This is a genomic window from Sorangium sp. So ce119, assembly GCF_051524405.1.
Taxonomy (GTDB): domain Bacteria; phylum Myxococcota_A; class Polyangia; order Polyangiales; family Polyangiaceae; genus Sorangium; species Sorangium cellulosum_G.
Window position 1 is genome coordinate 6,154,766 of sequence record NZ_CP150310.1, and the last position, 26,823, is coordinate 6,181,588.

At 69.5% G+C, this 26,823-nt stretch carries 18 protein-coding genes and 1 pseudogene; 9 read left to right on the top strand and 10 right to left on the bottom strand.

The features are described 5' to 3' along the window. Positions 1-186: 186 nt before the first annotated feature. From tssM to WME76_RS23295, 6 genes and pseudogenes are all read right to left on the bottom strand, one after another. A complete protein-coding gene (tssM, locus tag WME76_RS23270) occupies positions 187-3,903 on the bottom strand; it encodes a type VI secretion system membrane subunit TssM (RefSeq protein ID WP_437954484.1) in 3,717 nt (1,238 codons plus the stop codon). Positions 3,904-3,945: 42 nt separating this feature from the next. Beyond that, entirely contained in the window at positions 3,946-4,623 is a 678-nt protein-coding gene (locus WME76_RS23275; RefSeq protein ID WP_437954485.1) for a DotU family type IV/VI secretion system protein, read from the bottom strand. Between the two features lie 34 nt (positions 4,624-4,657). Beyond that, on the bottom strand, positions 4,658-6,019 hold the full coding sequence (gene tssK / locus WME76_RS23280) for a type VI secretion system baseplate subunit TssK (protein ID WP_437954486.1): 1,362 nt from the start codon (positions 6,017-6,019) through the stop codon (positions 4,658-4,660). 144 nt (positions 6,020-6,163) lie between these two features. Further along, positions 6,164-6,982 (bottom strand): type VI secretion system lipoprotein TssJ, encoded by an 819-nt coding sequence (tssJ, locus tag WME76_RS23285; protein ID WP_437954487.1) that lies wholly within the window; start codon positions 6,980-6,982, stop codon positions 6,164-6,166. A gap of 35 nt (positions 6,983-7,017) precedes the next feature. Next, positions 7,018-9,499, bottom strand: a pseudogene (gene tssH / locus WME76_RS23290) (type VI secretion system ATPase TssH); the annotation flags it as partial. A gap of 37 nt (positions 9,500-9,536) precedes the next feature. Next, positions 9,537-11,375, bottom strand: coding sequence for a transglycosylase SLT domain-containing protein (locus tag WME76_RS23295; protein WP_437954488.1), 1,839 nt, complete (start codon positions 11,373-11,375; stop codon positions 9,537-9,539). A 189-nt stretch (positions 11,376-11,564) separates the two neighbouring features. Here WME76_RS23295 and WME76_RS23300 point away from each other — a divergent pair, with 189 nt between their 5' ends. Then, entirely contained in the window at positions 11,565-12,863 is a 1,299-nt protein-coding gene (locus WME76_RS23300; protein WP_437954489.1) for a type VI secretion system-associated FHA domain protein, read from the top strand. A gap of 39 nt (positions 12,864-12,902) precedes the next feature. Beyond that, a complete protein-coding gene (locus tag WME76_RS23305) occupies positions 12,903-13,643 on the top strand; it encodes a hypothetical protein (RefSeq protein WP_437954490.1) in 741 nt (246 codons plus the stop codon). Positions 13,644-13,950: 307 nt separating this feature from the next. On the opposite strand, the gene WME76_RS23310 is transcribed toward WME76_RS23305, so the two are convergent. Then, positions 13,951-14,868, bottom strand: coding sequence for a hypothetical protein (locus tag WME76_RS23310; RefSeq protein ID WP_437954491.1), 918 nt, complete (start codon positions 14,866-14,868; stop codon positions 13,951-13,953). Between the two features lie 539 nt (positions 14,869-15,407). Here WME76_RS23310 and tssD (WME76_RS23315) point away from each other — a divergent pair. The 5 genes from tssD (WME76_RS23315) (at position 15,408) to tssG (ending at position 19,943) form a co-directional block, all read left to right on the top strand. Beyond that, a complete protein-coding gene (gene tssD / locus WME76_RS23315) occupies positions 15,408-15,917 on the top strand; it encodes a type VI secretion system tube protein TssD (protein ID WP_437954492.1) in 510 nt (169 codons plus the stop codon). Between the two features lie 134 nt (positions 15,918-16,051). Beyond that, the gene (tssD, locus tag WME76_RS23320) at positions 16,052-16,537 is read left to right on the top strand and encodes a type VI secretion system tube protein TssD (RefSeq protein WP_437954493.1); all 486 of its coding nucleotides are present in this window, start codon (positions 16,052-16,054) and stop codon (positions 16,535-16,537) included. 46 nt (positions 16,538-16,583) lie between these two features. Continuing rightward, entirely contained in the window at positions 16,584-17,003 is a 420-nt protein-coding gene (gene tssE, locus WME76_RS23325; RefSeq protein ID WP_433926678.1) for a type VI secretion system baseplate subunit TssE, read from the top strand. A 73-nt stretch (positions 17,004-17,076) separates the two neighbouring features. Beyond that, positions 17,077-18,846: a type VI secretion system baseplate subunit TssF gene (tssF, locus tag WME76_RS23330; RefSeq protein ID WP_061619265.1), complete on the top strand. Its 1,770-nt coding sequence runs from the start codon at positions 17,077-17,079 to the stop codon at positions 18,844-18,846. After that, positions 18,810-19,943 carry a type VI secretion system baseplate subunit TssG gene (gene tssG / locus WME76_RS23335; protein ID WP_433926679.1) on the top strand — a complete coding sequence of 378 codons (1,134 nt, stop codon included), beginning with the start codon at positions 18,810-18,812 and terminating at the stop codon, positions 19,941-19,943. The genes tssF and tssG overlap by 37 nt, the downstream gene beginning before the upstream one ends. 128 nt (positions 19,944-20,071) lie before the next feature. Here tssG and WME76_RS23340 read toward each other — a convergent pair whose 3' ends face one another. After that, the gene (locus WME76_RS23340; RefSeq protein WP_437954494.1) at positions 20,072-20,779 is read right to left on the bottom strand and encodes a hypothetical protein; all 708 of its coding nucleotides are present in this window, start codon (positions 20,777-20,779) and stop codon (positions 20,072-20,074) included. 225 nt (positions 20,780-21,004) lie between these two features. Here WME76_RS23340 and WME76_RS23345 point away from each other — a divergent pair, with 225 nt between their 5' ends. Next, the gene (locus WME76_RS23345; protein WP_437954495.1) at positions 21,005-21,631 is read left to right on the top strand and encodes a hypothetical protein; all 627 of its coding nucleotides are present in this window, start codon (positions 21,005-21,007) and stop codon (positions 21,629-21,631) included. A 101-nt stretch (positions 21,632-21,732) separates the two neighbouring features. After that, positions 21,733-22,797, top strand: coding sequence for a hypothetical protein (locus WME76_RS23350; RefSeq protein WP_437954496.1), 1,065 nt, complete (start codon positions 21,733-21,735; stop codon positions 22,795-22,797). A gap of 3 nt (positions 22,798-22,800) precedes the next feature. Here the strand turns inward: WME76_RS23350 and WME76_RS23355 are convergent, their stop codons facing one another. Both WME76_RS23355 and lon read right to left on the bottom strand, forming a co-directional pair. Next, positions 22,801-23,904 (bottom strand): FHA domain-containing protein, encoded by a 1,104-nt coding sequence (locus tag WME76_RS23355; RefSeq protein WP_437954497.1) that lies wholly within the window; start codon positions 23,902-23,904, stop codon positions 22,801-22,803. Between the two features lie 372 nt (positions 23,905-24,276). Further along, on the bottom strand, positions 24,277-26,730 hold the full coding sequence (gene lon, locus WME76_RS23360) for an endopeptidase La (protein WP_437954498.1): 2,454 nt from the start codon (positions 26,728-26,730) through the stop codon (positions 24,277-24,279). Between the last annotated feature and the right edge of the window lie 93 nt (positions 26,731-26,823).

A 26,823-nucleotide genomic window follows, 5' to 3' on the forward strand; every position in this document is an offset into this window, starting at 1 on the left:
TGCGGGGGGCTGGCGGGGTAGGGCCCCGCGAATCCGAGCGCCGGCCCGCATCGCAGCGACCCCCTCATAGCCCGAGTCTCTCCGTTCCCATGGCAACAGCCACCAAGAGGCGCGAGTTCGCGGGAGGGGCCCCCGCCAGCCCCCCGCACGACACCCCCTCCCCCGCCGGCTCCGTTGCTGTTCGGATCACCCCTTGCCGAAGCGATCGCCGATGCTGGGAGGGCAGTTGGTCGCGCGGAAGAAGCTCGTCGGGAACGGATGGTTCCCGCGGGTCGGCCGGATCTCCATGGTCACGGTGACCGGCGGCGCCGTCATCTGCCACGTCACGGTGAAGAGCTCGTCGTTGTCTTTCTGGGCGGTCGTGGTCCCGGCCTCGAAGAGCCGGAAGATCCCCCACGGCCCTTCGCGCACGAGCTCTTCGTCGAGCCCGCCCGCGCCGCGCACCTGGATCCTCGCGCCCTTCGGTCCCTCGCCGGGCCAGTTGAAGGTGTGCCAGAACTCCTTCTCGTTGCGATAGAGCCTCTTCTGGCCGTCGACCTCGAAGATCACCTCGCTCACGATGGGGCTGACCGTCTTCATGTTGATGTGGAAGACGACCTTGGGCTCCGCGCCGCCGCTGCTGCCGAACAGCGCGTCGCTGATCTCGTTCGAGCGCCTCAGGCAGTTGTAGAGGTTCGCGCTGAACGGCGTGAACGGCTTCGCCGCCTGCGGCTGCCCCGACAGGTGCGACTTCGGGAAGTACTCGTGCCCGACCTGGTAGTGGAAGCCCTTGAGGTACGTCTCGTAGAAGCCCCAGAGCACCCCGTCCTTCGGCTTGAAGAACGCCATCGCGTCCTCGAGCGAGGCGTCGCGCGACGAGGCGAGGTTGAACGGGTAGCGGTCCTTGATCTTGTCGCGGTAGTGCGGCCAGACCTCGACCTCCCAGATCCCGCTCGCCGCGCCGCCGGCGCGCCGCACGACCGCCTTGTACGCCTGCCGGAGGGGGTTCATGAGCAGCGGCTCCATCAGGCGCTGCCCGCTCTGGTCCATCGAGAGGAGCAGCCCCTGGGTCTCCTTCACCGCGTCCTGGAACGCCTCCGTGGCCCTCGAGGTGTCCGCGTCCGGCGGCCCGTCCTCGACGACGCTCATCTCGCCCGCGAGCCGCTCGAGGTGGCCCACGTACTGGTTGAGCTTGGGCGGCGGCGGCGGCGGCTGCCCCTCGGCCGCCGGCCCCGGCACCGCGAAGCTGGCCATCGACTCGAACTTGTCGGGCACCGGATCGTAGTGCTCGCGCCGGTTGCCGCCCGGGAGGAGCGTGTCGATCCGCGCGCCCGTCCGCCGGTCGACCTTCTGCACGATCATGTCCTTCGCCTTGTCGATGAGCCCGCCGTCCGCGGTCAGCACGCTCGGCTTCTCGTCCTTCGCGAACTGCGTCTCGTCCGAGAGCCGCTGGAGCAGGCGCCGGTAGGGCCAGTCGGGCGTGGAGAGGACCCTGAACTCGTGGATCGCATCCCGGTTCGTCTTCGGGACGTCGACCTGGATGTCGCGGAAGAACGCCTCCCACTGCGCGATGTACGCGTTGTCGTAGTCCTGCCGGACGCGATCGAGCTCCTTCTGGATCTGGTCGCCCGTCCGCTTCTCGTCGCTCGACAGCGGGAGCACCCAGAGCTCGCGCTCGAGCTCCTTCTTCCCCTCCTTGAGCGACTCGATCACCTGCGCGTGGCCCTTGGCCGTGTAGGGTCCCTGCACCTCGAACCACGTCCCGGTCCGGTTCTTCTGCGCGCTGTGGATGACGGTCAGCACCTCGGGCCGGTCCGCGAACATCTCGTTGAGGGACACCGGCGGGTACTTCAGGTTCTCCGGCGTGTTCGGCCCCGACTCGTCGTACTTCTCGTCGATCAGCTTCGTGACGAACTGATCGTAGTAGCGCTTCGTCGGATCGACCCGCAGGAGGTCGGCGCGCGCCCTGTCGATCAGGGTCGTGTTCAGATCCTCGGCCTCCAGCTTCTTGCGCCGCACGAGGTCGATGTAATAGGCGACGTGCGGCGTGAGCCGCTCCTTGAGGTCGCTCTCGGGCAGGTCGGTCCAGGGCTTCAGGACCTCGGCCCAGACCTGGACCAGCCGCGCGGTCTGCCACCGCGCCACCTGGTCATCCATGTACCCCTGGTGCTCTTTGCCGAGCAGGAGGTAGCTGCGCAGGGCGTTGTAGCCGTCGAGGAACTCCCCCTCGCGCACCCGCTCGAGCTTCGCCTCGAGCTGCGCCTTCGCCGGGCCGACGAACCCCTGCTTCAGGCTCTTGATGTACTGCCCCAGGGTCGGGGGAAAGAGCTTGTCCCCCTGGAACATGAACCAGCTGTGATCGATCGGCGTGTTCTCGACATAGCGATCGAGCAGCCCCACGTGCCCCTGCAGCTTGTCGAGCTTGTCGATGTTGGCGGGCACGTTCGGCGGGGTGCCGTTCCGCCCCGACCAGTCCACGAACGCGATCTCGTCCGAGATGCGCCGCGTCTCGGCGACGAGCGCCTTGTTGTTGAAGTACGAGATCACCGCCGGCAGCAGGAACAGGAGCGCCACGATCGCCGCCGCCGCCGCCACGAGGATCCGCTGGAGCCGCCGCCGCCGGAGCTCGGCCTCGGTGCGCGCCGCGAGGTCCTGATCGGGGAAGACGACGTTCGTGAAGACGTCGTGCAGGAAGAAGCTCTTCGACTCCTTCGGGATCGCGGCGTCCTCCTCGCCCTCGCCGAGCGCCGCGCGCAGCCCGAACGCCCGCCCCATCGCCCCGACCACGCGGTCGAGCGGGCGCCCCTCCTGGACGCCGCTCGTGAAGTAGAACCCGCGCAGGATCGGCGCGGGCGCCGCGCCGGCCCCGGGCGCGAACGCCGACGCGATGAAGTCCGCGAGGTTGCGCTTCACCGCCGCGAACTCGAGCGGGAACTGGTAGCTCTTCTCCTTCACGTCGCGGTTGCGCTCGCCGATGAGCCGCTTCGTCAGCCGCGCGTGGAGCTTCTCGACCAGGATGTCGAACTCGCGGTCGAAGATCTTGCCGGGCTCGTCCTTGTTCTCGTCGAGCCGGATGGTGGCGCCCCAGGGCTGGCCGCGCTCGCTCTTCTTCAGGTCGCCGAAGTACTCGGTGAACCCCGCCACGAGGTCGCTCTTCGTGAAGAGCACGTAGACCGGCAGCACCATGTGCAGCGTCTGCTGCATCTCGTCGATGCGCGCGCGGACCTTCTTGGCCGTCTGGTCGATCTGGTCGTCGCTCGCGTCGAGCAGCTCGCTCAGGCTCACCGCGACGATGATGCCGTTCAGCGGCTTGTGCTCGCGGTACTGGAGCAGCAGCTCGAGGAACGCCATCCACTCGTCGTGGTCGTCGCTCTCGGTCGTGTACCGGCCGGCGGTGTCGAGGAGGATCGCCTCGTTCGTGAACCACCACTCGCAGTTCCGGGTGCCGCCGACGCCGCGCACGCCGGTGCGCTCGGGGTCGATGTACGGGAACACGAGCCCCGAGTGCCGCAGCGCGGTCGTCTTGCCGGCGCCGGGCGGGCCGACCATCACGTACCAGGGCAGGACGTAGAGCGCGTCAGCGCCGCGCTTGCCCCCGCCGAGCTTCGACGCCTTGAGCGCGGCGATGCCCTCCTGCATCTGCCGGTTGAGCTCCTGGATCTCCGCGCGCCGCTCCGGCTTCGCGTTGATCACCTGCTCCTGCGCCTGCTGCGCGATCGCCTTCTCGAGCGCCCGCGCGGCGCGCGCCGCGCGGATGCGCCGGTAGACCGCGAGCCCGACGAGCAGCGCCACGATGGCCGCCGTCGCCGCGAGCGGGATCTCGATCGGGAACGCCTCGGTCCCCTCCCCTGCCCCGGGTCGCAGCATGAACCACACTCCCCACACGGCGGTGAGGAACAGGGCGCTCAGGATCCACAGCCACATCGGAAGTCTCCCTCGGGAACAGCAGAGGACGGGCGGAGCCGCCTAGGTACCTGTGCTGATGAGCTTCTTGATCTGGTCGGCGACGCTCTCCGCGTCCGAGGCCACGACGAGCCGGAGCACGATGACCACGAGGACGGCGAGCACGAGCAAGCCGAGCGCGATCGCCAGATAGGGCAGCTCGCGGCGCACCGCGCCGGCGCCGCCGTCCTTGCGCTCCGCGTTCGGCGCGAGGACTTCCCCGCCTCCTTCGCTGACCGCGACGTAGTTGCCCACCCCCTCGACGACAGCGCCGAGGCCCTCCTGCTGGCGCAGACGATATTTCCCCTGGAAGCCGAGGGCCAAGCACAGGAAGTAGATTTGCGCGACGTGGTTTCTGCCGCGCTGACCGTAGAGGTTGTCGAGGTTCGTGAAGAACCCGTCGCCGGCCGTGTTGAGCTGGAAGAACTGGAACTGCAGCGGGTTCTGAAGCCACTGCGTCCTGCCCGGCCAGTTCGAGTTGAAGATCACCTCGTCGGCGAAGGCCGCGAGCGCGAACTTCGCGTCGATCATGTCCTGCTCGGGGATGCGGGCCTCTCGCCCGTTCTGCATCATCGTGTCGAACAGGCCGAGGACACGCCGCTGGAGGATGTCGGGCGCCGGCAGATCGCGCGAGTTCCTGAGCTGCAGGATCAGCGAGAGCACGTCGGAGCAAACAAAGTACATCGTCTGCGAGAGGCTCATGGGCTCCTCACCCGGGAGGGACGGCCGGGCACGATCACTTCCCTGCCGGGACCGCGATCAACCGGAGGTCGACCTTCTGCGGTTCGATGGGCTGGTAGATGGCGATCGTGCCAGAGCCGAGGATGTCGTTCCAGTAATCGCCGGCCTGGTCGACGCGCAGGTAGACGAGCCCCGGCTTGACGGGGATCGCGCCCGGCGGCCGGTACTCGATCGCGACGCGCACGCCGGGCGTCGCGGAGTGCAGGATGTGCCCGATCTGGGTCCACGATCCGATCTTGAGCAGGCGAGGGAGCCGCTCGCGCAGCGTGCCCTCGTCCGCCCCCTTCGCTTCCAGGAACATCTCGTGGTTGCGCGGCAGCTTCGGGTCCTCGAACCTGCCGAGGTACATGCCGTCCTCGCGCTTCTCCAGCGGCACGATGACGAACTGATCCGTGACGAGCCCGCTGATGAGCGTGACGGCCCGGTCGAACATCGGTTCGAAGACGCCCTCGAGCTCCAGGTAGTTGAACTTGGGGATCGTCGTCGGGTCGCTGTCCGCCGCCGAGAAGGTGCAGAGCTCGCCGATGAGCGAGCCGAGGACGACGTAACACTGCTCCGGGTGCGCGGCGCCGTGATCGACGAGGTGCGACACGATCGGGATGTACGAGTTCACGGTGTGGAGCAGCCAGAACTTCGTGATGTCGGAGGCCTGGAAGTCGACCGAGGCCGCGGTGCGCATGCGCCGCCCCTCGACGAGCGACTTCTGCTTGCCGACGAGCGCCGAGAGCACCCGCCGCAGGCCGGACATGATGTGGTCCGACGTGTTGATGCGGAGGACCGAAGGGATGAAGCTCTTCCGGAGGACGATCGCGCCGGCGCGGTCGCGGACGAGCTGCGCGATCCGCACCGTCTGGTAGGCGTCGCGCGGCTCGGTGCCGAAGATGAGCCGCAGGTTGGCGCGGGCCCAGGTGACCGACGTGTCGTTGCGCCCGGAGTTCACGTCGGGGACCGTCGTCTGCGACGCCACGAACCGCTGGGCCGGCCCTACCTTCGCCGGATCCAGGCTGATGTTCGCGGCGGTCTCGCGCAGGTTCGGGATCCCGAGGAACACGTCGAGCGACTCCAGCGCGGCCGGGAACACGCCCTCGAGCGGCCGCGCCTCGACCTGGTCCTCGCCACGGTCGCCGATGAAGAACGGCGTCCCGTCGGGAAAGACGCCGTGACACTTGACCACCTTGAACTGCCCGGCCGAGAGCGCGCGCTCATCGAACTGCGCGGACGTGATGCCCCAGTCGTAGCCCACGACGGCGTGGAGGCGCGCGTGGACCAGCGTCTCGTGGTACAGGTCCGACTGCTGAAGATGCTGAGGGGTCATGAAGAGCCCCTCGGTCCAGACAGGCTTACGCGGGTGGATCATGTCGCCCGTCCAGTCTTATCAGATGTGCCGTGCGCCGCGGCGCGAAAGCTGGCCGAGCGCGGGGCGCCGCGACGCCGCTGCGCGCGCGTCGTTCGAGCGCCGCCGCGACGACCGCACCGAGGACGACCGGGGCGCTCCATGGCCCTACTTCCCCGTCGAGGCGGGCGCCTCTGGCGCGGCCACCTTCTTCGGCAGGCTGAGCCGGCGCACGGCGCTCGCGTTGGGGAACATCGACTCGTCGAACTCGACCCCGTTGTCGATCTTGGTCGAGTCGATGAAGAACGCGACCCGCGGGTCTGCGACGGGCGGCCCCGCGTCGGACTCGCGCCCGCCGCACTGCGCCTCTCCGGGCGGGAGCGGGAACTCGTAGAACGTCTTCCAGCTATTGCCCTTCGGGCTGTGGAACAGGGCGGCGCCGACGAGGTGGCTCGCGTCCGGCAGGCGCTCGAACTTCACCTCGACGAGGTCGTTCGGGAAGACCTCGACCTCGTCGACCTTGGCGAGGTCGTCCTCGAGCGTCTCCTTGTCGCGGAGCAGGATCTGATCGTACGTCGCGTTCTCCATGCGCGCGCTGCTCTTGAGCTGGTAGAGCCGCACGACGACGGGCCGCGGGTTGCCGTTCTCGTTGGGGTTGATGTTGTCGGACGCGTAGATCGAGAGCGTCACGATCTGGACGTCGCACGGCTCGGGCGCCGCGGGCGGCGGCGCGGCGGACGTGCAGCCCGCGATCGCGACGGGCAGGGCGGCGCCCAGGAAGGCGGCCAAGGTCGCGGCGGCGAGGGCGGCGGCGACCTTGGCCAGGGTCGCCCCGCGGGGGAGCGACGCCGCCCCGCGGGGGAGCGACGCCGGCCCTCGTCGGGACCCCGGCCGGCGCGCCGCGCCCTCCCCTCCCGGTTCCGGCGAGGGCGAGCGCGGCGCCCCGATCCACATCGAACGCTGTCGGAGCTTGGCGAACGCGACCATGCTCCACCAATTTATGCGGAGTCCCGCGGCCCGTACAACTTTCGGTGCGCCGGGCGGCGTCGATCAGTCCCGAGCTTGAGCCGCGTGATCTCGCCGAGCGCGTCCGGCGAGATCGGCAGGTACGGCACCGTGGTCATGCGGGCGAGCAGCGCCGGCTTGAAGTGCGCCGAGAGCGTCGGCTTGATCGCCTCGACGATCTCCTTGATGAACTCCCCGTCCGCGTCGAGCCGCCGCGCCGGGTCTTCTTCCCGCGCGGCGACCGTCATGTTCGTGATCTTGTCGGTCGCGAGGTTGCTCGTGAGGATGATGACCGTGTTCTTGAAGTCGACGAGCCGCCCCTCGCCGTCGCTCAGCATGCCCTTGTCGAACACCTGGTAGAACAGGTTCATCACGTCGGGGTCGGCCTTCTCGACCTCGTCGAGGAGCACGACCGTGTAGGGCCGCTGGCGCACGGCCTCGGTGAGCATGCCGCCCTCGCCGTAGCCGACGTAGCCGGGGGGCGAGCCGATGAGCCGGGAGACCGTGTGCTTCTCCTGGAACTCGGACATGTTGATGACCGTCATCATCCGCTCGCCGCCGAACATGAGGTCGGCGATCCCGAGCGCCGTCTCCGTCTTGCCGACGCCGCTCGGCCCGACGAGCAGGAACACGCCCTGCGGCGTGCTCAGCGGCTTCAGGCCCGCGCGCGCGCTCCGCAGTTCCTTGGAGATGCTCACGATGCCGTGCGTCTGCCCCTTGATCCGCCGGGTCAGCCGGTCCTCCATCTCGAGGAGCGCCTTCACGTCGTCCTGGACCATCTTGCCGACGGGGATGCCCGTCCATAGCCGCGACGACGCTCGCGACCATCGCCTCGTCGACGTCCGGCCGGACCAGCGGCACCTCGCCCTGGCTCTGCTTGAGCTCGTCGAGGGCCTTGACGACCTCGCGGCGCGCGGCGTCGCGCTCCTCGTTCGTCTTGGCCTCGTCCATCTTCTTGCGGGCGTCGATGACCCGCTGCGTGCCCGCCGTCTCCTTCGCGTACGCGGCGCGCACCGTCTCGAGCTCGGTCTTCGCCTTCGCCAGCCTGTCCGTCAGCGCGCCGACCCGCTCCTGATCGATGTGCACGCCCCTGTCGCGATCCCGCTCGAGCGCCTTGAGCTCGGTCTCGGTGTTCACGATGAGGATCTCCGCGTCCTCGACGGCGGCGGGGCGCTGCTGCAGCGCGACCTTCACGCGGGCCGCGCAGGTGTCGAGCAGGTCGACCGCCTTGTCCGGGAGCTGCCTGCCGGTGAGGTAGCGCGCCGACAGCCGCACGGCCGCGGTCACCGCCTCGTCCTGGATGATGACGTTGTGGGCCTGCTCGAACTTCGGCCGCAGCCCGCGGAGCATGACGACGGCCGCCGGCTCGCTCGGCTCGTCGACCTTGACCGGCTGGAAGCGCCGCTCGAGCGCCGCGTCCTTCTCGATGTACTTCTTGTACTCGCTCCACGTCGTCGCCGCGATCGTCCGGAGCTCGCCGCGGGCGAGCGCCGGCTTGAGCAGGTTGGCCGCGTCGCCGCCGCCCTGCTGCCCGCCCGCGCCGATCAGCGTGTGGGCCTCGTCGATGAAGAGGATGATCGGCTTCGGCGACCCCTTCACCTCGGCGATCACCTGCTTCATCCGGTTCTCGAACTCGCCCTTCACGCCGGCCCCTGCCTGGAGGAGCCCCATGTCGAGCCCGAGGATGTCGACCCCCTGGAGCAGCGGCGGCACCTTCGGGTTCTCCGGCGTGCTCTCGACGATGAGCAGCGCGAGCCCCTCGACGAGCGCCGTCTTCCCGACGCCCGCGTCGCCGACGATGATCGGGTTGTTCTTGCGCCGGCGCGCGAGGATGTCGATGACCTGCCGGATCTCCCGCTCGCGGCCGAAGATCGGGTCGATCTGCCCCGCGCGCGCCTTGCCCGTGTAGTCGACGCAGAACTTCGCGAGGGCCGAGTCGGGCCCGGCGCTCGCCATGCCTGCCGGTAGTTTCCCCGCCCCGGGCGCGCCCGCGGACGCCGCGGCGGCCTCGGCCTCCTCCTTCGAGCCGGAGACGATCTTGGGGAGGTTGTTCTTGAGATCGTCTTTCGAGATGCCCTCGAGGTAAGCGCCGATGCTGCTCACCGAGTAGCGGGTCGGCTGCTGGACGAGGCGCTGGAAGAGCACGCCGCTCCGCACCCGCTGGTAGCCGTACTCCATGGATCCGACCAGATAGGCGTCCTGCATCCACTCGAGCATCGTCGGCGAGAGCACGGGCCTCCCGGCGTTGCCCTTCCTCAGCTCTTCCAGGCTGCGCTGGAGCGCCGCGCGGAGGTGCGACGGATCGAGATCATAGTGGGAGACCAGAAACGCGATGTCGGAGTTCGCGTCGTCGAGCAGCGCGAGGAGCAGGTGCTCGAGGGTGACCTCGTAATGGCGCGCGTTGACACACTGGCCAATCGCCGCCTCGAGGGCTGAAGTGCAGTTCTTGGTGAGTCGCTTGACGATGGCCTTGGTGTCGACGAGCTGCATGCGCGGCATGCTAACCGAGGCGCGCCCTCGTCCGAAAGCGCCGTCGTCAGCCTCGCCCTTTGCGCTTCTTCTCCGCGGCCTCCGGGGCGCGGCCCTCGGCCCCGCCGGCCTCGCCGCGCTCGCGCGCGGGCGGCTTGGCCCCGCCGCGGGTCACCTCGCTGCGCGGCGCTGCGTCGTCTGGGCGCTTGTCGTCCTTCGCCTGCGCGGCGTGCGCCTCGCCGGCGGACGCGCGGTCCACCATGTCGGGCCGTATCCGCAGCTTCAGCAGGGCCCCGACGCGGAGCTTCTGATCCGGGTCAATGCCGTTATCGCGCGCGACGTCCTCGACGTCTATGACGAACTGCCGCGCCACGCCGATCAGCGTGTCGCCGGGCCCGACGCGGTAGAGCATCACCTCGCGCTTCGCCTGCCCACCCGCGGGCCTCGACCGCAGCGGAGCGCGACCCCCGTCGTCCTCGTCCGGCGGACCGTCCGCGCCGTCGTCGAGCGACGCCGCGGCCACGGGGTCGCGCATCGCGCGCCGCTTGCGGCTCGCGACGCGATCGTCGTCGGCCGAATCTATCGGGTCGACCGTCCGCTTCCGCGGCTTCGGGAGGAGCGAGAGCAAGCTCTCGTCGTCGCGATACCCCTTGCGCGGCGCGAAGTCGCGTCCGCCGAGCAGGTCGACGGGATCGAGGATCGACGAGTCGTCGGTGGCGAGCAGCTCCGTGGAGAGCATCGCGGGCAGCGCCGCCTGCGCCCGGGCCAGCGTGTCCGACGGGAGCATCACGAGGAAGTCCCCGCGGCCGGGCGGCACGCGGTCGCCCAGGATGTCGGGGTTCAGCTTCCGCAGCGTCGAGGTCGCGACGCCCGCCGCCTTGGCCAGCGTCTTGAGCGGCGTCCCCGGCGGCGCCGCGATCTCGGCGGCGTCGACCGGCCGGCTCACCTCGACCTGATCGAAGCCGAACCGCTCCAGGTTGTTCGCCACGATCGCCGCCGCTCCGATCTTCGGCACGTAGGCCGCGGTCTCCGACGGGATCGCCTCCTGGCGCGCCAGCTCGTTGAAGTCGGACGTGCCGTACCGGTCGATCCGGTCGAGGAGCTGCTCGTAGCCCATGTTGTAGGCCGCGAGCGCGAGGTCCCAGCTCCCGAAGCGCATGTAGAGGTCGCGCAGGTGGTGGGCGGCCGCCTGCGTGGCGAGGCGCGGGTTCTTCCGCTGGTCGAGGTGCTGGCTCCGCTGGAGCCCGTAGACGGCCCCGGTCGCGGGCATGAACTGCCAGAGCCCGACGGCGCCGGCCGGCGACTTCGCCGTCGGGTCGAAGCCGCTCTCGATCATGGACACCCAGATGAGATCTTCCGGCAGCCGCCGGTCCCTGAGCTCGGCCTGGATCATCTCCTGGTAGCGCCCGCTGCGCTTCAGCCACGTCTCGAACATCTGCCGCCCGCGGTCGGTGCGCGTGAAGAAGCGGACGTACTTGAGGGTGCGGCGCGACACGGCGAGCCGGAGGTCTGGCAGTTGCAGCCTCGAGAGCGCCTCGGCGCCGGCCGCGTCGAGGTCGTCCACGTCGTCGGCGTAGCTGCCCTCGGCGGAGAACGCGCGCGGCGGCCGCGAGTAGCTCGGCCGATCCAGCTCGCAGGAGGCGCCCTCCCGCGCGTCGCGCCCCCCCACGTCGCGCAGCCGCGACAGCTCCCGTGACTCGCTCCCCGGCGTCGCCGCCGTGGCGCCGAGGCCGCGCGCTGGCGGCGCGTACGTCGGCGGCGCGGCGGCGAGCGCCGCGGCCGTGATGGGCGCCGTGGTCCGCGCTCCGCCCACCTGGTAGGTCGACACCGCCGACTGGACCGACGAGATCGCCGACTGCGGCGCCGCCATCCCGACCCCGTAGCCAAACGCCAGGGCCGAGACCATGGGAGGGATCTTATGGACGAGGCTCATGTGTGGTTTAAGGTCGCACCATGTAGGCAAACAGGTCAAGAAACCCGCCGGGCGCGCGGGAGCGCCGCGGGTCGGCGGCCGGGGCGCGCGACGGAGGACCGCGTGGCGGGGAGCGACGTCAGGCACTCCCGTGCGGCGGAGCGGGTCTGCTAGTCTGCACCCATGCCGGCGGCGCTCTCGGCCCGCGTGTCCGACACCCAGGCCAACCAAAGCTTCGACGCTTCGTTCGAGCGCTTCCCTGTCCGGATCGGCAGGAACCAGCTGAACGATCTTCACATCGACCGGCCGTACATCTCCCAGTTCCATGCGGCGGTGGACGTGGACGTCCGCGATCGCCGGATCCTCGTCCGCGACCTCGGCTCCACGAACGGGACGATGTTCGCGGGGCACCGGCTGGCGCGCGACACGTCGGTGGACGTGAGCAGCCAGCCGGAGATCACGATCGGCCCGATCCAGATCCGGCTCGCCATCATCGAGGCGCCGCTGAAGGCCGAGAGCCCGAACGACGGCACGCTGCTCGGCACGAGCGGCGAGCACCTCTCGGCGCTGCTCACGCCGCAGAAGCGCGCCGCGCCGGGCGGCGAGGACCCGTACCTGCGCCAGGTGGTCCCGTACCTGGAGGCGTACCGGACCGCGTGGGCCGCGGTCTACCGGATGATCTGGGATCACCTCGCGCGGCTCCCGCCCGACGCGCGCCAGAGCTACCTGCGCCGGCTGGGCGAGGAGCACCCGAGCGTCCTCGCGGAGCGCGACTTCCAGAAGATCTCTCAGTACTACGGCGTCGACTACCGCACGCTCGGCGAGCTGGCCCCTGCGAACGCCGCGTTCGCGGCGCTCTCGGAGCTGGCGAGCGCCCTCGCGCCCGGCACGAAGCCCCCGGACGACGTCGCGGGCATCGTCAACTTCGCGCGGCGGCTCCGCGACACGATGGAGGTCTTCCTGAAGTGCTTCGTGAGCTTGCGCGACGGCTACCAGACGTTCGAGGCCGAGGTGCTCGCGCGCGATCGTTCCGCGGAGACCGACAAGGTCGCGACCGTGAAGGACGCGAAGGCGCTCGGCACGGTGCTGCTCACGCCCGAGGGGGGCGCGGACGCCGCGCGTCAGTTGCAGGAGATCTTCGCCGACGTGATGAGCCACCAGATGGCGCTCCTGAGCGGCGTGATGGGGGGTGTCCGGTCGCTGCTCGTGAAGCTCGCGCCGAAGACGCTCGAGGAGAAGCTCGAGCGCGAGGGCAAGAAAGGCGGGCTGTTCTCGAACAAGTACGAGGAGCTCTGGCGGCTGTACGAGCGCCGCCACGGCGACTACTCGGGCGAGGACAAGGAGACGTTTCGGGAAATATTTGGCGAGCAGTTCTACCGGGCGTACGCTGCGACCGCCGCAGAGGACTACGTGTCATCCGGCGAGTCGGGAGGCCGGAGCATCGTCCGCTTCCCCGTCTCTGGGAATCCGAACAAACGGTAGCGCCCCTCAACGGCGGGGCTTCACGCGGCGAGCCGCGCCTTGGGCTCGCCGATCTTCGCCGGTGGCGCAGCCGAACGCGAGGCGCCGTTCATGCGAATCAGGGAGAAAGTCGTAGCAGCAGGTTGTCTGGCCGTCGCCGCGTGCCTCCTCGCCCCCGGCGAGGCGGCTGCGCAGACGGTACGCCGCGATGAGAACTGGGCCACCGTCTCGGATGTGAGCCTCGTGCTGGGGACATCGGTCGTCTTCCTGATGCCGCGCGTCTACTACAGCGATCCCGAGGCCACGGTCGGCTGGAAGGGGCGCTGGCATTTCTCGGTCCTGGCGCCTGCCATGACCATGACGGCGCTCACGCTGCTCGTCGACCTGCCGATCAAGGACGCGATCGAATCGCCGCGCCGGGGTTGTGGGATTGACCAGACGAAGACGGCCGTGTCCGACTCGAACTGCGAGTCCTTCGGCGGCCCTTCCACGCACGCGTTCGCCTCGTGGGGCGCGACGGGCGCGGGCACGGGCATCTTCCTGGTCGACACCTTCCGTTACTCTTCTGGCCGCTTCAACGCCGGTGGTTTCATCGGCCATGTGGCTTTCCCCCTCACCGCCTCGGTGGTCACCTCGATCGCCCGCGGCGTCGCCCCCGGGGACAATCGGCCGCACGAGCACGCCGGTCAGATCGCGATCGGCGGCGTCACCGGCTTCCTGAGCGGCCTCGCTGTCGGCACTGCCTACGCGATGTTCCAGCGCCCGAACTGCGGTTACGGCAACGCCTTGTTCTGCTGGTAGCCGTCCCGCCTCGCCGGCGAGGCTGTGACCTCGCCGGCGAACCGCCGCGCCGTCGTCGGACGACCCTTCTCGAGCTTCGCCACAAGATCACGCCCTCGCGCCGGCGCCCCCTCCTTCCTCCCGGTGGAGAGGCCGGGGGGCGGGAGGGGGGACCGCGGGACGCGGGCGGGTACGGGCCGATGTCCGAGCAGATCCACGCGCGGCTCGTCTGCGCCCCGCGCGGGCGAGCCGCGCGTCCTGCGAGTCCGGCGGGCCCCCGCCCGCCCCCCCGCGCTCCCCCTCCGGCCTCCTGCCCGCCGCTGCCGTTCTAGTCCTGTCCGACGACGCGCTCCCAGAGCGGATCGTTCGACGAGAAGAGCGTATCCCGCTCCACCCGGAGGAAGCGCTGGAACTCGACGCGGCGGAGCTCGCGGTCGCTGTCGCGGCTGCCGTCCTCGTACTTCACGATCTTCACCCGCACCTGCTCGAGGAGCTGGATCCCGTTCGGTTTGTACGAGACGTCGGTGCGCAGCACGTAGCGGGCGTAGAGCCCGCGCTCGGTGACGGAGGGGACCACCGCGGTCCGCTCCAGGTCGACGGAGGCGGCCTCGATCAGCCGCCCTCTCCGCGCGAGGTAGAAGTGGGCTCGTTGCCTGCAGTCGTCGGGATCGGGGCAGCTCTTCGTCTCGGCCACGACGAGGTTGTCGTTGCCGAGGCGCACCGGCGACAGCTTGGTCCCCTTCGCCGGCGCGCGGAAGCTGCCGACGCCGTAGACGTCCGCGCGATCGCCGGCCGCGCGCACGAGCGCGACGAGGCCGCCCTCGTCGCCGTTCTCGAACTTGAGGACGCGCACCCAGATCGCGCGCAGCCCCTCCGGCCCCGAGCGGATCTCGACCTCGTCGGGGTCGATCTTGCGCGGCCAGCCGGATTTCGAGATGCCGCCGCGAAGCGTCTCGTTGGCGAACACGTAGTGGCCGGTGCAGTCGACGTCGGTCGCCCCGATCCCGCGCTCCTCGCTGTAGCTGGGGACGACGATCCCCAGCCACTGATCGGCGTCGAGGGTGCGGACGGCGGCCTTGTCCCCCGCCGCGCGCCGCGCGGGCGGAAGCTGGGCGGTGCACACCGGGATCGGGTTCTGCTTGCGTGTCTGCAGCTCGCCGTGAGGCTGCTCGGGGTACGATCCGCAGCCCGTGAGGGCGGCGGCGAGCCCCAGGCCGACGACGGAGCCGAAACGAACGATGCTCACGCGCCCTTCGTATCATGCAAGGCGTCGCCGAGGCGAGTTCGCGACCGAACACCTGGCCGGCCAGCGCGTGGCCTGCCTGCCCCGTTGGCCGGCCACATGCTGGCCGGCCACACATTGGCCGGCCAGCCGCGTTGGCCGGCCAGGCCACCTTGTTCTCCATGTCGGCTGTCGCGCCCACCCCAGGATCGAGCCGCCGCATCGCTCATCGTCACGTCGCGCACAGTGTCCGCGGCCTGGTAACGCGCTGGACACGCCCATGCCTCCTTATCGAAGCGGTGTCACGCCGACGGAATATTTCGGCCATCGGGGACCAGGGGGCGCCCAGCGCACCCGCTGTTCTGGGACACAAAAGTCTTGACGCTCCCATATAGGGAGTTACCTTCTGGACTCCCTGCGACGAGCAGGGATAGAGATACGATGAGAGTCTTATCTCTAGATATCCAGACTCCTACTCCCGACGGGACGAACCGTCTGCCAGCGCGCAATGGGGCGTAGACTGAGCCCAGGCGGCGAGACCTTGAAGGAAGAGGCATTTGATCATGGCGTTGCAAGCTCATCTTAAGCTGAAGGGTGTCACGCAGGGTCCGATCGACGGTTCGGTCACCCAGAAGGGCCGCGAGAAGTCGGTCGCCATCATCGCGGTGCAGCATCAGATCGTGAGCCCGCGTGATCCGGCGACCGGAATGCCGAGCGGGAAGCGCCAGCACAAGCCCTTCGTGATCACGAAGGAGCTCGACAAGGCCACCCCCCTCCTCTACAACGCCTTGGTCAACAACGAGAGCATCTCGGAGTGGGAGCTCAAGTTCTACACGCCGGGTACCCAGGCGGCGAAGAACATCGGCAAGGAGCAGAACCACTACACGGTCAAGCTCACGAACGCGACCGTCGCGAGCATCGACTTCTACATGGAGAACACCCGCCGGCCCGACGCCCGGGAGATCCCCGAGTACGAGAAGATCGCCTTCACGTACCAGAAGATCGAGTGGTCGTACGATGACGGCGACGGCGCCCGCCAGGCGGACGACGACTGGGAGTCGCCGAACCAGTAGCCCCTAGCGGCTGAGGTCTCGTCGCACCGGGCGGCCTTCGGGTCGCCCGGTTGCGTTTGTCGTCCTGATCTGGGGGTGCCAGGGGGCCTCAAATCAGGCATGGCCATCACGCGCAGCAGGATCAGAATGTTGGCATGCCCCTCCACGCCTACCTCAGACTCGTCGGCGCAAGACAAGGGGAAATCAGGGGCTCCGTCACGCAGAAGGGGCGTGAAGGTAGCATCCTGGTGACTGAGGTATTCCACTCGCTGGTCGGTCCGCGCGACCCGGTGACCGGGCGACCGACGGGCAAGCGGATGCACAAGCCGTTCATCGTCACGAAGGACCTCGACCGGTCCACCCCCCACCTCCTCGACATCCTCAGCCACAACGAGAACATCCCGCACTGGGAGCTCCAGTTCTACCGGTCGGTCGCGATCGGCGTCGAGCGGCCGATCTTCACGGTCCAGCTCACGAACGCGAACATCTCGAGCATCCAGTTCCACGTCTTCAACGTGAGGAACCCGGTGCTGGCGCGCGTGCCCGAGCAGGAGGAGGTCGCGTTCACGTACCAGAAGGTCATCTGGACCTGGAACGATGGGGGCCTCTCCGCCGAGGACGACTGGCTGACGCCGCGCTGAACGAGCGGGCTTCCGCTCGAGGCGCGAGCTGGTCTACGATTGCGCCGTGGCCGGCGCATCGCTCCTTACCCGCATCATGCACGCTGCCGACCCGCACTCGACGGAGCGGCACACGTACCGGGATCACGACCTGGAGTCGGCGATCCTGACGCACCTCGGGCACATGCTGAACACCCGCCAGGGCAGCTCGCTGACCTGCCCGGACTACGGCCTCATGGAGGTGTCGGAGGTGCTGCACGAGTTCCCCGAGGCGATCGGCCTGGTGCAGCGCTCGATCAAGAACTGCATCCAGACCTACGAGCCACGGCTGAAGAACGTCCAGGTCCGGCACCTGCGCAGCGACGCGATCCAGGCCATGGTCCTCGAGTTCGAGATCACCGCGCAGATCCAGTTCTCGGACGGCCGGCGCCAGGCGCTCCGGCTCGGCGCCGCGGTGGACCAGAGCGGCAACGTCCGGATGACGTAGCGTCGATGGGCCGCCGGGGCGCTCGGCGGTTGACACGCTTCGGCCCCGGCGGTCGACTGGCGGTGGCGAGAGGATGTTCAACAAGTACTACCAGGACGAGCTCACCTACCTGCGCGATCTGGGGCGGGAGTTCGCCGCCGCCTATCCCGGGATCGCGCCCATGCTCGCGGAGCGTGGCGGCGACCCCGACGTCGAGCGTCTGCTCGAGGGCGTCGCCTTCCTGACCGGCAAGATCCGCCAGAAGCTCGACGACGAGCTCCCCGAGGTGATCCACTCGGTCGCGTCGCTCCTCTTCCCGCACTACCTCCGTCAGATCCCGGCGACGTCGATCATCGAGTTCACGCCGCTGCCGAACGTCGTGCGCGAGAAGCTCGTCGTGGCCCGGCACGCGGAGGTCGGGTCGGTGCCGGTCGACGGCATCTCGTGCCGGTTCCGCACGACGCAGGACGTCGAGCTGGTCCCGCTCGCGGTCGAGGACGTGCGCGTCGACACGGGCGCGCAGCTCGCGCAGACGCTCCGCATCGAGCTCCGCCTGACGGGGGGAGCCGCGCTGTCGAGCCTGTCGCTCTCGTCGCTGCGCTTCTACATCCACGGCGAGCGCCGGCTCCAGGACGACCTCCGCCTCTGGGTCGGCGCGCACGTCGACACCGTCGCGCTCGCCGCGGTCGACGCCGCGGGCCGCGACACGACGATCGCGTCGCTCCCCGCGCGCGCCGTGCGGCTCACGGGCTTCACCGACGAGGAGGCGCTGATCCCGTACCCGAAGACCGTCTACCCCGGCTTCCGGCTGCTCCAGGAGTTCTTCACGCTGCCGCAGAAGTTCGCGTTCTTCGAGGTGACCGGCCTCCAGGCGCTCTCGGCGGAGCGGATCTCCGATCGGTTCGCGATCCTGCTGCAGTTCAAGGACGGGCTCCCGCCGGGGACGCGGGTCGGCAAGGAGAACCTCCGGCTGTTCTGCTCGCCGGTCGTCAACCTGTTCGAGCACACGAGCGATCCGATCAAGCCCGAGGCCACCAAGCACGAGTACCTCTGCCGCCCGGCGGGCGCGGCGCCCTCCGCCTTCGAGATCCACAGCATCGACAAGGTCGTCGGGATCGCCCGGCGCACGAGCCAGCGCGTCGAGATCCCCTCGTTCTTCAGCTTCCAGCACGAGCTCGATCCCGAGGCCGCCGCGCGGACCATCTTCTATCAGGCGCACCTCCGCCCCGCCGCGATCGGCGACGGGATCGACATGTACCTGTCGTTCGGCTCGCCGCAGGACGCGGGGGCCCTGCCCGAGTTCGACGTGATCAGCATCGAGGCGACGAGCACGAACCGCCGCCTGCCGGCGCAGCTCAGGGTCGGCGATCTCCGGGTGCCGACGGCGACCTCTCCCGCGGTGGCGAGCTTCACCAACCTCACCGGCGTCACCGCGCCGCTCCCGCCGCCGATCGGGCGCGAGCTGCAGTGGCGCGTGCTGGCGCACATGGCCATGAGCTACCGATCGATCACCGAGCTCGAGGTGCTCCGGGCGACGGTCGATCTCTACAATTTTCAGGCGATCGTCGACCGCCAGGCGGCGCGCGCCAACCAGCTCCGCCTGGCCGCGATCAAGTCGATCCGGGTGCGGCCGACGGATCGGCTGTACCGCGGAGCGCCCGTGCGCGGCGTGGCGGTCGACATCGAGCTCGATGAGGGCGGGTTCGTCGGCGAGGGGGAGATGTACCTGTTTGCGAGCATCCTGAACGAGATGCTCGGGTCTTACGTCTCGTTGAACTCGTTCACGCAGCTGACGGTCACCGGCACGAACACACGCGTGGTGCACAAATGGGAGCCGAAGAGCGGCAGCCTGACCCTGATCTGAAGGCCGCTGCGCCGAGAGGCGCCGCGAGCGCCGACCCCGCCGCGCTGGAGACGCTCCGGCGCTTCGAGGCGACCGCGCCGCGCTTCTCGTACTACCGCCTCATCTACCTGCTCGAGCGGCTCTTCCCCGCCGCGCCGCCGGTGGGCCAGCTCGGGCCCGTGCAGGACGAGCGCATCCGGCTGCGCGGCGACCCATCGCTCATCTTCGCGTCGAGCGACGTGAGCGAGCTCGCGGTGGTCAAGTCGCCGGACGCGGTGCAGCGCGCGCGCGTCTCGACGACGTTCCTCGGCCTGTACGGCTCGGTGTCGCCGCTGCCGGCGTACTTCATCGAGCAGATCGCGCTGGCCGACTACCAGGGCGGGCCGCAGCCGATCCGCGAGCTCCTCGACGTCTTCCATCACCGGCTCCTGTCGCTGCTCTACCGCGCGTGGACCAAGTACCGGCTGCCCGTCACCTACCGCAAGCAGGGCGCCGATCCGTTCTCGCGCCGCATGCTCTGCGCGGTCGGGCTCGACGGGTTCCGCGACTACGAGACGCCGCTCGATCGCTTCTTCTTCCTCCGCTACGCGCCCATCCTCGCCTCGAAGTCGCGCTCGGCGCGGAGCCTCGAGACCGTGCTGTCGGAGATGCTCGGGAACATCGACGTGCACATCGAGCAGTTCGTCGGTCACTGGACGAAGATCGAGAAGCCGTTCAGGAACAAGCTCGGCGTGATGAACCACCAGCTCGGCGAGAGCCTGACCCTGGGGCGCTACGTGTTCGACGGCTCGGGCCGCTACAAGGTCGTGCTCGGCCCCGTCGGCTACGACGAGTACCTCTCCTTCTTGCCCGGGGGCCACCGTCAGGAGCTCGTGCGCGGCATCATCGAGACGTTCACGCCGGGCATCCACGACGTGATGCTCGAGATCCACGTGGACACGGAGGAGGCCCCGCGGTTCCAGCTCGGCTCACCGCGCGCCGCGACGCTCAAGCGCACCGCGTGGATCGGCGGCTCCGCGGCGGAGCGGCTCGTGATCACGATCCCGCTCGACGACAAGCACCTCGCGGGCAGCGACGATGCGGACGACGAGGATCGGGGCGAGCCCCCGCCGATGTGAGCGAGGTCGAGCGGAGCCGCCGGAGCAGCGCGCCGCGATCGCGACGCGCAGCGCCGGTGAGCGAGGTCGCCGCGCGTCCGATGACCGCGACCGCCAGCGTGAGCGAGCGCGGACGCGGCTCCCGACGGTCAGTAGACGGTGAGGCTCTGCAGCGCGGCCGTGATCTCGTCGGCGTTCGCGTCGATGTTCTCGTGGTGCACGATCTGCACGAGCAGGATGCGGCGGGGGCTCCGGATGAGGATCTCGTGGGCGAACGCCTCGGAGATGGGCTTCGAGGGGATCTTCGCCTTGACGACGTAGCTGCGCCCCTGCGTGTTCGCGGTCGCCACAGGCGCGCGGCCGGAGAGGATCTCGGCGCCCTGCTCCTCGAGGTCGGCCTCGTAGCGCTTGAGCACGTCGGGCCACGGATCCTCGGGGCTGTCGATGCGCTCGTAGATCGAGAACAGGAACTGGCGCGGGGACTGGTACGTGATGAACCGGCGCTCGGCCGTGTAGTCGGCGCCGCCGACGTTCCAGTCCATCGGGCGGCTCATGCGGACGTCGCCGTTCATGAGGCCCACGCCGATCCTGCGAGGCACCCGCTCCGTGGCCGGGGCGTCGAGCGGCGGGAAGTACACCTCGAAGCTCGAGTCCTTGCTCAGGAGGCCGGCCGCGCCGTGCAGGTAGAAGACGTCGTCCTGCCTGGGGGCGGAGGGCGACCCGCCGCAGCCTGCGAGCAGCGCGATCGCGGCGACGACCGCGCAGGACGCTCCAGCGCGCCGTGGGGGGGCTGCGAGCGGCCCCCTGGCGCGGAGGGCGGGGGCGTGCGCGAGCATCGGCATTCCGAGGTGCCTCATCGGCCGAACTCTAGGCCAGCGGGGGCGCGCCAGCCAAATGTTCGCAGAGGAGTTTGCCCTCGAGGCGTCCGGCATTGAATGATTGCCCGGCCCGGGCAGCGCTGCGTCCGCCGATCGAGGCGGCGCTCCAGGTGCCGCGAGAGAGCCATGTCGAACGAAAGCAAACCGAGCCGCAAGGGCGCGCCCGCCGGAGCACCGGCGAGCGCGCCGAGCCCCCCCCGCAGCATGAGCCCCGATCGCGAGCGTCCGGCGCCGAGCCGCCGCGCGCCCCGACGCCCTGCGCTGGCAGCGGCCCTCGCGCTAGCGCTGGGCGTCCCGGCGTGCAGCGGCATCGACGCCGGCGTCGAGTACCCGAGCGACCTGCCCGACATCGACCGGTACCTCTTGACACCCGAGAACGGCGCGGATCCGTCGCTCACGCTGGGCGAGTTCAAGGTCGGCCCCGAGACGTGCCAGGGCGTCGACACGCACCCGGTCACCCAGAAGCTCTCGCCCGACGATCTCGCCCGCTTCCTTGCGGCGCAGGGCGCCGGGAGCATCGCCCCGAAGCAGGCGCGGTCGAACCTGTACTGGTTCGACTTCCCGTCGAGCGACAAGTCGTTCGTCCGGCTGCGCCTCGCGGTGCTCGAGGACCCGAAGCACGCCACGCAGGATCTCCACGACGCGGTGCTGCAGCACGGTCCGGGCTGGTGGGGCGTCCGCCGCTCGAACCTCGCCGTGCTCGCGCCGAAGGCGAGCCTGAAGGAGGCGATGGCGTTCGCCATCAAGTACAAGCTCGTCTGCTGGGGGGTGTTCACGTACGCGGGACACGACGACGCGTACGTCGTCCCCGGGCCCTACGCCGAGCTGTGAGCCGAGCCGCCGGCGCGGGGGGCGGAGGCGCACGCCGGCGCCGCTGCGGGCGACCTCTGCGAGTCTGGCCTCCCCGCAGGGAGACCGCGTAGACTGCGCCCATGCGCCGCTACGTCTTGCTCGCCGCCGCCGTCGCCCCGATCCTCGCCGTGACCGCGGCCGTCTCTGTGCCCGGTTGTGGCGAGGAGTTCGAGAACATCTGCGTCTTCCTCGACGACTCGAGCAGCTGCTACCACGAATTCCGGACCGAAACCTCGACCCGCTGCTGGCCGTCCGGCGAGAGCTCACCAGTCGGTACCTTTGCAAGTCGAGAGAAGCTGGACGTCTGCTTCCTCGAAGGTGGCGGGCAAATCGTCTTCGATCCACCCCTTGACATCGCGGCGTTTCCGCCGACGAGCATCGCGTTCAAGCGCCTCGATACCCAGGCAGCAGAGTGCGGCGCTGTGACGCTCTCAGGAGAATTCAGCTACTCGGTGACCGTTCAGGTCCCCTGCACCCCTGAGGATGTCGACGCTGGCGCAGAAGCGTGCGCGGATCCCGCCACCGACAGCACCGGCCAAATCGGCAGGACAATCACACTGGCGACTCCAGAAGCCAGGGACGTCCTCGACGTGAGTTGTGCGGACGGAACATCTCACCACTTCAATCGCGCCGACATCCAGGAGTGTGCGGTCAGAGGACAAGCCAAGCTGCAACCTCGAGCCGTGCTGGAGGCGAACCCTGGCAACCAGCCTCCGCCGGATGCGGACCCGACGGTTCCGGAAACGACGGAGACCTATGGTGGTTTTATCAAACTCAGCATTCGCTACCCGCAGAGCGAGGCGACTGAGGAGGTGGAGGAGAACGGCAAAAAGGTGAAGCAGGTCTTCAAAGACCCTGAGGTCATCGAATACTTCAATTGCCGCATCCCGCCTCCTGCGCCGATCTGCGCGAACGGTCAGAAGGACGGCCTGGAGACCGACGTCGACTGCGGAGGCACCCTTTGCGACAAGCGGTGCGGCGATGGTCAGTCCTGTGCTGTGGTTGGGGATTGCTCGCCTGGAATGTCGTGCACGCTCGACAGCAGCGGATTCCTGAAATGCCAGGCGCCTGACGACAGCAGCGCGAGCGCCTCGACGGGAGGCGGTGCGGGTGCCGGCGGCTCGGGAAGCGCAGGCGGAGAGTAGCCCTCACGCCACCAGCACCTTCACCACGAACGTCGTGCTCCCGAGCCGTAGCCGGTCGTTGTCGCGGAGCTGACGGCGCTCGCCCTGCGCGAGGCGCTGCTCGTTGACGAAGGTGCCGTTCCGCGAGCCGTCGTCCTCGATGAAGACCTGGCCCGTCGTCGGGTCCGCATGGAGCGACGCATGACGCGAAGAGGCGCTCGCGTCGGCGAGCCCGATCCCCGTCCCCGGGTCCGCCCCGGCGCGCCCGACCTGGGTGCGGCCGCTGTAGATCGGCCAGAAGCTGCCGCCAGGATCGTTCTGGAACGTCACGATGAAGCCAACGAGGACGCGCGACGGCTGCGCCGATACCGCCGGTGCCACGCCCTGAACCACCGGCGGCGCGACGATCGCTGGCGCCCTGACCTGCCCCGCCGCGGGCGCCCCGCCCTGCACCAGCGGCGGCGGCGCGACCGCGCCTCCCTGCACCAGCGGCGGCGGCGCCACCAGCCCCGGCGTCCCCGTCGGTACCGCCGCGGGCACCCCGCCCTGCACCAGCGGCGGCGGCGCGACCGCGCCTCCCTGCACCAGCGGCGGCGGCGCTACCAGCCCCGGCGTGACCATCGGCGGGGGCGCGACCATCTGCGGAGGCGCGCCGAACACCGGCGCCTGCTGGACGGGCTGCTGCGCCATCGCGCCGCCGAGGCCCGCGCCGGGCACCATGCCCGGGATCGGCGACGCAAGCGGCGGCTGGGCAGGCGTGATCCCGGGCGCGTTCAGCGGAGGTGACGACGGCTGCGACGTGAGCCCCGCCGAGGGCGCCGCGCGCGCCCACGGAGAGACCGGGAAGGGAGCGTCCGCGCCCGTCGAGAACGGGATGGCGCCGCCAGGCGAGGCAGGCGCCGCAAGGCTGCCCCCGAGCCCAACCGGCTGAGGCGGAGGCGGATAGGCGCCCTGCCCGCCCCCCATCGCGCCGTAGCCCGGAGACACCGGCTGCGGCACCGCGGCGCCATAGCCGGAGACGCCCGGCTGCGCCGGGTAGCCCGGAGGGCCGGGCTGAGCGTAGGCGCCCCCCGCCTGCACCGGCGGCGGCGCGACCGGGACAGAGGCTCCGGGAGATGCGCCGGCCACGCTCGCCCCACACATCGAGCAAGCAGTGTCGGTCTCCTTGAGCATCCACGCGCAATTCGGGCACGGCCTCATGCGTCGATGAGGCTACCGATTCGCTTGACATCCGTCGAGACGAAAGGCCGACGGCAGGAGCGCGCGCATCGCGCATGCGCCGCGCGCGTGCTGCGGTGCGCGGGTGCTGCGACGCGATGCGATGCACGTGTTGTTCGGTGAAGCGGAGGCGTGACGCGAAGCCAAGGCACCGCGCGCACAGCGGTTGAGACGGCGCGCGCCCAGCCGGCGTCATCGCGCCCACGCCCCTCTTGACGAAAAAGGCGCCGCGCGTTCAAGCCGCGCGGCGCCCACGGAGACAGGTCGCTCAGCGATCAGAGATCAGTTGCTGGCGATCGAGCTCTTCTCCGACTTCTCGAGATCCTTCTTCTCGCCGTCCTTCGACTCCTCGGTCACGGGCGCGGGCTCGGGCAGCCGCTCGAGCGCGGCCTCGAGGACCTGCTCCATCCGGCTGACGAAGAAGAACTGCAGCTCGTCCACGACCTCCTTCGGGACCTCCTCGAGGTCCGCCCGGTTGCGCTCGGGGACGATGATCCGCTTGATGCCGGCGCGGTGCGCCGCCAGCACCTTCTCCTTCAGACCGCCGATCGGGAGCACCCGACCGCGGAGCGTGATCTCGCCCGTCATCGCGACGTCGTGACGGACCTTGATCCCGGTGAGGAGCGAGACGAGCGCCGTGAACATCGTCACACCCGCGCTCGGCCCATCCTTGGGCATCGCGCCGGCGGGGATGTGGATGTGCAGATCGCTCTTCTCGAGGAAGTCCTTCGCGATGCCGTACCTCGCCGCGTTGCTGCGCACGAAGGACAGCGCCGCCTGCGCCGACTCCTTCATCACGTCGCCGAGCTGGCCGGTCAGCTGGAGCTTGCCCGTGCCGTACATCCTCGTCGCCTCGATGAAGAGGATCTCCCCGCCGACGCTCGTCCACGCGAGGCCCGTCGCGACGCCGGTCTCGGCGGTGCGCTCGGCGACCTCGCTCGTGTACTTCGCCGGGCCGAGGAACTCGTGCAGGTCGTCCTCGTTGTCGACGCGCCGCTTCTGCGTGTCGCCCTCCGCCACCTTCACCGCCACGCCGCGGATGACGCCCGCGATCTGCCGCTCGAGCGAGCGGACACCGGCCTCGCGCGTGTAGTGATCGATGATCTCCTCCAGCGCCTTGTCCGTGACCTCGAGCTGCTCGGTCGTGAGCCCGTGCTCGGAGAGCTGCTTCGGCAGCAGGTGCTGGCGCGCGATCGCGAGCTTCTCCTTCCGCGTGTAGCCGGGGATCTCCAGGATCTCCATGCGGTCGCGGAGGGGCGGCGGGATCGGATCGGCCACGTTCGCTGTCGCGACGAACATCACGTGCGACAGGTCGTACGGGATCTCCAGGTAGTGATCCGCGAACGTGTTGTTCTGCTCCGGGTCGAGCACCTCGAGGAGCGCCGCAGAGGGGTCGCCCCGGAAGTCGTGCCCGATCTTGTCGACCTCATCCATCATGAAGACCGGGTTGATCGTCCCCGACTTCTTCATGCCCTGGATGATCTGGCCAGGGAGCGCGCCGACGTAGGTGCGCCGGTGGCCGCGGATCGCCGCCTCGTCGTGCACGCCGCCGAGCGAGACGCGGTGGAACTTGCGGCCGAGGGCGCGCGCGATGCTCCGGCCGAGCGAGGTCTTGCCGACGCCAGGCGGCCCGAGCAGGCAGAGGATCGGACCCTTCTTGTCCTGCTTCAGCTTGCGGACCGCGAGGTACTCGAGGATGCGCTTCTTGACCTTCTCGAGGCCGTAGTGATCCTCGTCGAGCACCTTGCGGACACTGCCGATGTCGAGGTTGTCCTGCGTCGACTGCGTCCAGGGCACGTCGAGGATCCAGTCGAGGTACGTCCGCACCACGGTGTACTCGGCCGAGCCGACCTGCATCGTGCGCAGCCGCTTGAGCTGCTTCTTCGCGACCGTCTCCGCCTCGGTCGGCAGGTTCGCCTTCGCGATGCGATCCTCGAGGCCGTCGAGATCGCCCTGATCGCCGTCGTCCTCGCCGAGCTCCTCCTTGATCGCCTTGAGCTGCTGGCGCAGGACGTACTCGCGCTGGTTCTTGCCCATCTCCTCCTTGATCTGGGAGTTGATGCGCTCGCGCATCTTCAGGATCTCGAGCTGCCGCGTGAGCAGCCGGAGCACCTTGCGGATGCGCTCCTTGACGTCGATCGTCTCGATGAGCTGCGCCTTCTCCTCGACCGGGGCGTCCAGGTTGGCCGCGACGAGATCGGCGAGCGCGCCGGGCGCCTGGATGGAGTCGATGAGCGAGCCCGCCTCGCGCGGCAGCTCGGGCATGAGCTGGATGACCTGCTTCGCGATGTCGCGCAGGCTCATCGCGAGCGCCTCGGCCTCGACGTCCTCCGTCGCCGGCTCGTCCATGCGGCGGATCTTCGCGCGCAGGTACGGCGTGTGCGCGGTGACGCTGTCGAGCTTGATCCGCGTGAGGCCCTGCAGGATCAGCGAGTAGTTGCCGGAGCTGTGCTTGAGCGCCTTCAGCACGCGGGCGGCGCAGCCCATGGGGTACAGGTCTTCAGCCCCGGGATCGTCGGTCGACGGATCGCGCTGGGCAAAGATCGCGATGACCGGGCCGGGGAGGTTGTCGACATCCTCGACGAGCGCGACCGACTTCTCGCGGCCGACATCGAAGGGCGCAACGGCGCCCGGGAACAGGACCGCATTGCGAATCGGCAGGACCGGCAGCTCGTCGCCGAAGACGACCTCTTCTTCGGAGCGCGGCGGCATCGGCGGGTTCTTTTTCTCGGACATGGCGATCTCCTCTAGGCACCCGACCGGGGGAGGTAAACCCCTTCATGAACCTGCGGCCGGGCCGCGCGGTCGACGCGCGCCCCGGTCATCTTG